This is a genomic window from Pseudomonas sp., assembly GCF_030696055.1.
Classification (GTDB): domain Bacteria; phylum Pseudomonadota; class Gammaproteobacteria; order Pseudomonadales; family Pseudomonadaceae; genus Aquipseudomonas.
Genome location: NZ_JAUYNP010000093.1, coordinates 1 through 7111, shown reverse-complemented (window position 1 = coordinate 7111; position 7111 = coordinate 1). Strand labels below are relative to the sequence as shown.

The following is a 7111-nucleotide window of genomic DNA, read 5'->3' as shown; positions in this document are numbered from 1 at the left end:
GATCGACGCGCCAGTCGAACTGGCCGGCTTCGATCTCACCCTGGATCTGCTTGAGCCCATCAATGATGGCGTCACGCTCGGCATCGCTGAGGACGCCGACCTTGGCCAGCATGCTGGCGTGGGCGATGGAGCCCATGATGTCGTGGCGGTACAGGCGCTTGTCGAACTCGACTGAGGCGGTGAAACGGGCCACGAAGGCATCGACGGGTTCGCTGAAGCGGCCGCCCCAGGATTGGTTGGTTTTTTCAGTGCTCATGGGCTTCGCTCGGCTTGTGCGCTAAAACGGGCTGGCTGCAGGACGGGTCGTGGCACAGCCTATTGGCTATTCAACGACCCGGGGAGACCAGCAAGGCGGAAAAAGTGGCCAATAATAACAGGCTGTCGCACAAAATCGCCGCGTCGCTTTGTCGGCGGGCTGATCCGGGTTTATGCAGGGCAGTGTTGCGTCGGTCACAGTTTTGCCGGCCGGGTGGCAGTTCGGCGCTTTATTTTGCCCGGTCGCGGCTGTCTATCTTGCTGCTGAGCGGGGCTACGCGGAAACTGCGGCGATGAAAATAAAAAACCTGTTTGCTGAACCCCCACGCCCCCCGGTCGATGACTTTTTCGTTCCCGAGTTGTGCCAGCCCGATGCCTTGTTGAGCATGGTGTTGCTCGCCGAGTTGCTGGTGCTGGTGCTGGTGCTCGCCGAGCCTATGCTGCCGGGCTTCGATTGGGTGCGCCTGGCCCTGACCTCGTTGTTCGTGCAGTGGATAGTGCTGCTCTCGGCGGCCGTGCTCTGTCGTTTGCGCCCGTTGATGGCGCGCATGCGCGTGGCCAGCGCGGGGGTGCTGTGCTGCGCCATAGTGGTGGGCCTGGCCCTGGGCTGCACCGCGGTCGCCGATTATTACCAGCTGGGCGGGCCGCTGCCGCGGGTAGGCGAGGTCAATCTGTACCTGCGGCATGCCTTGATCAGCCTGATCATGTCGGCGTTGCTGCTACGCTACTTCTATCTGCAGAGCCAATGGCGCCGCCAGGAACAGGCGGAACTGCGCGCCCGCATCGAGTCCCTGCAGGCGCGGATTCGCCCGCATTTCCTGTTCAACAGCCTGAACAGCATCGCCAGCTTAGTGGTGGTCGATCCGCATAAGGCCGAGCAGGCGGTGCTGGACTTGTCCGATCTGTTTCGCGCCAGCCTGGCCAAGCCCGGCAGCCTGGTGCCCTGGTGCGAAGAGTTGGAGCTGGCGCAACGATATTTGTCGATCGAGCGCTATCGGCTTGGCGAACGACTACAGTTGCAATGGGAGATAGTCGATGTACCGGAGGATCTGCCGATTCCACAACTGACGCTGCAACCACTGCTGGAAAACGCCTTGATCTACGGCATTCAGCCGCGCATCGAGGGCGGCTTGGTGCGGGTCGAGGCCAGTTATCAGCAGGGGGTCTTTCAGCTGTGCGTCAGCAATCCCTACGAACAGGCAGACGAGCCGCCGTCACGCGGGACCCATCAGGCGCTGGACAACATAGACGCGCGGCTGGTGGCACTTTTCGGGGCGCGGGCCAGTCTCAGCGTAGAGCGTCGTGACGGTCGCCACTTCACTTGTCTACGCTATCCTTGTGCGAGACCCAAGCAGGAAGCCAGTGCATTATGAATGTCCTGATTGTCGATGATGAACCCCTGGCCCGCGAGCGCCTCAGCCGAATGGTTGGCGAGCTCGAGGGCTATCGTGTGCTGGAACCGGCGGCAAGCAACGGCGAAGAAGCCCTGAGTCTGATCGACAGCCTGAAACCCGACGTGGTGCTGCTGGATATCCGTATGCCGGGCCTGGATGGTCTGCAGGTGGCGGCCAAGCTGTGTGAGCGCGAAGCGCCTCCGGCGGTGATTTTCTGTACGGCCCATGATGAATTCGCCATTGAGGCTTTCCGGGTCAGCGCCGTGGGCTATCTGGTCAAACCGGTGCGTGCGGAAAGTCTCAGCGAAGCCTTGAAGAAAGCCGAGCGGCCGAACCGCGTGCAACTGGCCGCCCTGACCCGTCCAGCCGGCGAAAGTGGCGGCGGCCCGCGCAGCCATATCAGCGCCCGCACGCGCAAAGGCATCGAGCTGATCCCCCTGGATCAGGTGATCTACTTTATCGCCGACCACAAGTACGTGACGCTGCGCCACGCCGGCGGCGAGGTGTTGCTGGATGAGCCACTGAAGGCCCTGGAGGACGAATTCGGTGATCGCTTCGTGCGTATCCACCGCAATGCCCTGGTCTCCCGCGAGCGTATCGAGCGCTTGCAGCGCACCCCGCTCGGGCATTTTCAGCTGTACCTCAAGGGCATGCATGACGAAGCGCTGATCGTCAGCCGCCGGCATGTGGCCGGGGTGCGCAAGCTGATGCATAACCTTTAGCAGTCTGGCTGGATCTGCTGCGCGTCGGCGATACTGCGTTGGAAACAGGCTCGGAATGCTCATTTACAGCAGTAAACTCCGCTTCCTCGCCTGTATCCGCCTTGTCTCGCTCTAGCTCGCGAGATCCGATATTGGTTGCTAAGGGGCTTTGGTAGCGAGGGTTGCAGGCCTGATAGGGACCAGCCTGTTATTATCCTCGGCAGTCCGTTTTCTGGAATTGCCTCATGTCCCGCGAAATCCGTATCGCCACCCGTAAAAGCGCCCTGGCCCTGTGGCAGGCCGAACACGTCAAAGCCCGCCTGGAACAGGCCCATCCCGGCCTGAGCGTCAGCCTGGTGCCCATGGTCAGCCGTGGCGACAAGCTGCTCGACGCGCCGCTGGCGAAGATCGGTGGCAAGGGCCTGTTCGTCAAGGAACTGGAAACCGCCCTGTTGGAGAATGAAGCCGATATCGCCGTGCATTCGATGAAGGATGTGCCGATGGACTTCCCCGCGGGCCTGGGCCTGTACTGCATCTGCGAGCGCGAAGACCCGCGTGACGCCTTCGTATCCAATAGCTTCGACAGCCTCGCGGCGTTGCCCGCCGGCAGCGTGGTAGGCACTTCCAGCCTGCGCCGTCAGGCCCAGCTGTTGGCGCGCCGACCCGATCTGAAAATCCAGTTCCTGCGCGGCAACGTCAATACCCGCCTGGCCAAGCTGGATGCCGGCGAGTACGACGCCATCATCCTCGCTGCGGCCGGCTTGATTCGCCTGGGCTTCGCGGATCGCATCCGTTCCTCTATCTCGGTCGACGACAGCCTCCCGGCCGGTGGCCAGGGCGCGGTGGGCATCGAATGCCGCAGCGTTGACAGCGACATTCATGCGCTGCTGGCGCCGCTGCATCACCAGGATACCGCCTTGCGGGTCACCGCCGAGCGCGCCCTGAACAAGCACTTGAACGGCGGCTGTCAGGTACCCATCGCCTGTTATGCGGTGCTGGAAGGCGAACAGTTGTGGCTGCGCGGCCTGGTCGGCCAGCCGGATGGCGGCCTGCTGCTGCGGGCGGACGGCCGCGCTCCGGCCGCCGAGGCCGAACAGCTGGGCGTACGGGTGGCCGAAGCGCTGCTGGCGCAAGGCGCGGCGGCGATCCTCGAGGGCGTCTACGGTGAGGTCGATCACCCGTGACCGCTTGGCGCTTGCTGCTGACCCGGCCGGCGCAGGAGTCTGCCTCCTTGGTCGCGACCCTGGCGGCGCAGGGCATCCATAGCAGCAGCCTGCCGTTGCTGGCGATCGAGGCGCTGGCCGAGACGCCGGAGCAGCGCGCCACCATTCTCGAGCTGGATCGCTACTGTGCAGTCATAGTGGTGAGCAAGCCGGCGGCGCGCCTCGGCCTCGACTTGCTCGACCGCTATTGGCCGCAGCCACTGGCCGAGCAACCCTGGTTCGCCGTGGGCGCGGCCACCGCCGAGATTCTGCGTGACCGTGGCTTGAACGTGTATTGCCCCGAGCAGGGCGATGACAGCGAAGCCTTGCTTGAACTGCCGCAGTTGCAGCAGGTGCTGGCGACGGCCTGCACCCCGCGGGTGCTGATCCTGCGCGGTGAGGGTGGCCGAGAGATGCTCGCCGAGCGCTTGCGCGGCCAAGGCGTGCCGGTGGACTATCTGCCACTCTATCGCCGCCTGCTGCCGCACTATCCGCCAGCAGCGTTGACCGAGCGCCTGGCGGCGGAACGCTTGAATGGCCTGGTGGTCAGCAGTGGCCAGGGTTTCACGCATCTGCTTGAGCTGGCGGGCGCTGACTGGCCGCGCGTGGCCCGGCTGGCCTTGTTTGTACCCAGCCCGCGGGTGGCCGACATGGCCCGCGCGGCCGGAGCGCAATTTGTTGTGGACTGCCGTGGCGCGAATGCCGCGGCCTTGCTGGCGGCGTTGCAGGTGCAAGCTGCCCCCGACCTCTGATGCAAAGGATGGATACGTGAGCGAAGCTACTACCCCGAACGAGCAAGAGCCCATCGCCCCGGATGTACCCGCGGGCAAACCGGCGACCGCACCGAACCAGCCGGCGCCACGGGGCAACGCCCTGGCCGCCCTGGCCTTGCTGCTGGGCGCTGGCGGTGTGGCCGTGGGGGCTTGGGGCGTCTGGCAAGTGCGGGACATCCAGCTGCGCGAGCAGCAGCAACTCGCTCAACTGCAGCAAACCAGCGCGCAGACCGATGCTCTGGTGGCGCAAACCCGTGAGCTGAATAGCCGCCTGGAAGAATTGCCGCCCGCCGCCGAATTGGCCGGGCAGCGGCGCCTGCTGAGCCAGTTGCAGGGCGACCAGCAGCTGCTCAATCAGCGCCTGGAAAGCCTGCTGGGCGCCAGTCGCCAGGATTGGCGCCTGGCCGAGGCCGAGCACCTGCTGCGCCTGGCCAGCCTGCGCTTGTCGGCCTTGCAGGACATTCACAGTGCCCTGGCCTTGGTCGAAGGCGCCGATGAAATTCTGCGCAGCCAGGATGATCCTGCCGCCTTCGCCGCCCGTGAACAGCTGGCCAACAGCCTGGAGGCGTTGCGCACCACTGTCGATCCGGATCGTACCGGGCTGTTCTTGCAGCTCGGCGCCTTGCGTGACCAGGCCGCGCAGCTGCAGGCGCTGCCACCCAGTTTTGCCGCCGCGGGTGAGGGGGGCGCGCTGAGTGAGCTGGCCGCCGCCGGTGAGCCCTCGAGCTGGTGGGTGCGTGGCCTGGAGGCCCTGTCGCAGTACGTGCGCCTGGACTTCGATGCGCAACAGAATATCCGTCCGCTGCTGGCCGGTCAGGGTCTGACGCAAGTGCGCCTGACCCTGAGCCTGGCCTTCGAGCAGGCACAGTGGGCCGCCTTGCATGGCCATACGGCGGTCTATCGGCAGGCCTTGCGCCAGGCACGGGATATCCTGGGCGGGCATTTCAATGCGGAAAATCCGGACAGCCGCGCCCTGGCCGCGCGTATCGACGAGTTGTTGGAGCGGCCCATCGAGGTCCAGGTGCCGGACCTGAGCGGCAGCCTCAACGCGGTCCAGGCCTATATCGCCAGCAAACAGTCGGCCCGCGTGCAGTTCGACAGCGCTGTCGAGGCCGAGTCGGCCGAGCAGGAGCCGCGCCCATGAAGCGCCTCTACCTGATGCTGCTGGTGCTGGCGGCGGTCGCCGGCCTGGCGCTGCTGGGGCTGGCCATAGCCGAACACCCAGGCTATGTGCTGCTGGCCTATAAAGGCTTTCGCTATGAGTCCAGTCTGTGGGCCTTTGTCGCGCTGCTGGTGCTGGCCTGGCTGCTGCTGTACCTGCTGCGCCTGTTGCTGCGATTTGCCTGGACCTCGGCGGGCCTGGTCAATCCCTGGTCGCGTTTGCACCATCGGCGGCGCGTGCGCCTGGCGGCCGAACTGGGCTTCGTCGACCTGGCGGAAGGCCGCTGGGCACGGGCCTTGCGCCATTTGCGCCGCGCCGCGCAGAGCGCTGCGCAGCCGCTGATGTACTACCTGGGGGCGGCGCGCGCGGCGGCGCAACTGGGTCAGCATGGGGAAAGCGATGCGCTGCTGGAACAGGCACTCAATCGTCAGCCCAAGGCCGAGCTGGCCGTGGCCCTGACCCATGCTGAGCTGCAACTGGCGCGCGGCCAGGCCAGCGCCGCCCAGGAGACCCTGCAGGCGATGCGCGAGCGCCATCCGCAGCATCACCAGGTCCTGGCTCAGTTGCAGCGCCTGCACCTGCAGCAGCAGGACTGGTCGGGCCTGTTGGGGCTGTTGCCGGAGCTGCGCAAGCAGCGCGTCCTGGCTGACGCCGAGTTGACCGAGTTGGAGCGCCAGGCCTGGCGCGGGCGCTTGCTCAGTGTCGGCCAGGCGGTCGGCGCTGACGGTGCCAGCCAACTGGACGCGCTGGCCAAGGTCTGGCAGCAACTGTCCGCCGCGCAGCGCCAGGAGCCGCAGCTGCTGGCTGTCTATGCCGAGCAACTGCGCAGTCTGGGTGCCGAGGCGCAGGCCGAGGCCCTGCTGCATGACGCCCTGAAACGCAGCTATGACAGCCGCCTGGTGCGTCTGTATGGCCTGTTGCATGGGCGTGACAGCGCCCGCCAACTGCAGGTGGCGGAAGGCTGGTTGCCAGCCCATGCGCAGGATGCCGGCCTGCTGCTGACCCTGGGCCGCCTGTGCGCGCACAACCAGCAGTGGGCCAAGGCGCGCGGCTATTTTGAGAGCAGCCTGGCCTTCGAGCGGCACCCGGAAACTTGTGCCGAGCTGGCGCGTTTGCTGGCGCAATTGGGCGAAGTCGAGGGCAGCAATCAGTTGTTCCAGGAAGGCCTGAGGCTGCTGGATCGGCGTCTGGCGGGCTAATTCTGGCCCTCAGCGCGCGGGTTGAAGTGGCGTGCTGGGACGTGCTGGATAGTGCCGCCGGACGAGTGTTCGCGGCTCGATCCGACGGGCCTGCCCAAGTGGAACGCGGAGCCTGGCCCGGCGATTCTGGGCATTTGTCGGGCAGAGGCTGTTAAGCTGAACCACGCCGCGGCTGTTAAACGCTTGTATGAAATTTTCTCCAAGGCTGTCTTGAAGGCTTAGGCAGGCGGGAATAATCTGGCTCGCAGGTACCGCCGGAAAGTTGCCGTTCCACGGTTTTCTTCCCAAGCCCCTGGGACGATCGACAGAAAAATGTCTCGGCCAGGCGAACAATACCAATAGCAATAGGGAAGTGAGGTCATCATGCTCGAGAGTTGTCAGAACGCCCAGGAACGTTGGGGTGGAGTTCACCTGCTGATCGACCG

Annotated in this window: 7 protein-coding genes and 1 pseudogene; 7 read left to right on the top strand and 1 reads right to left on the bottom strand. The window is 65.2% G+C overall.

Annotated elements, in window-relative coordinates:
* A partial coding sequence (locus tag Q8Q83_RS05710; RefSeq protein WP_305621917.1) for a lyase family protein occupies window positions 1-256 on the bottom strand: 256 nt, incomplete at its 3' end.
* Between the two features lie 292 nt (window positions 257-548).
* On the opposite strand from Q8Q83_RS05710, the gene Q8Q83_RS05705 reads away from it, so the two are divergent.
* From Q8Q83_RS05705 to Q8Q83_RS05675, 7 genes and pseudogenes are all read left to right on the top strand, one after another.
* Entirely contained in the window at window positions 549-1628 is a 1080-nt protein-coding gene (locus tag Q8Q83_RS05705; RefSeq protein WP_305621916.1) for a sensor histidine kinase, read from the top strand.
* Complete coding sequence (locus Q8Q83_RS05700) at window positions 1625-2371, top strand: LytTR family DNA-binding domain-containing protein (RefSeq protein WP_305621914.1); 747 nt, start codon at window positions 1625-1627, stop codon at window positions 2369-2371. Before Q8Q83_RS05705 ends, Q8Q83_RS05700 begins: the two co-directional genes overlap by 4 nt.
* A gap of 224 nt (window positions 2372-2595) precedes the next feature.
* Window positions 2596-3534, top strand: a complete 939-nt coding sequence (gene hemC, locus Q8Q83_RS05695) for a hydroxymethylbilane synthase (RefSeq protein ID WP_305621912.1) — start codon at window positions 2596-2598, stop codon at window positions 3532-3534.
* Window positions 3531-4304, top strand: coding sequence for a uroporphyrinogen-III synthase (locus Q8Q83_RS05690; RefSeq protein WP_305621910.1), 774 nt, complete (start codon window positions 3531-3533; stop codon window positions 4302-4304). Before hemC ends, Q8Q83_RS05690 begins: the two co-directional genes overlap by 4 nt.
* 16 nt (window positions 4305-4320) lie before the next feature.
* Entirely contained in the window at window positions 4321-5469 is a 1149-nt protein-coding gene (locus tag Q8Q83_RS05685; RefSeq protein ID WP_305621908.1) for a uroporphyrinogen-III C-methyltransferase, read from the top strand.
* The gene (locus tag Q8Q83_RS05680; RefSeq protein ID WP_305621906.1) at window positions 5466-6686 is read left to right on the top strand and encodes a heme biosynthesis HemY N-terminal domain-containing protein; all 1221 of its coding nucleotides are present in this window, start codon (window positions 5466-5468) and stop codon (window positions 6684-6686) included. The genes Q8Q83_RS05685 and Q8Q83_RS05680 overlap by 4 nt, the downstream gene beginning before the upstream one ends.
* 363 nt (window positions 6687-7049) lie before the next feature.
* Window positions 7050-7111, top strand: a pseudogene (locus Q8Q83_RS05675) (Rsd/AlgQ family anti-sigma factor); the annotation flags it as partial.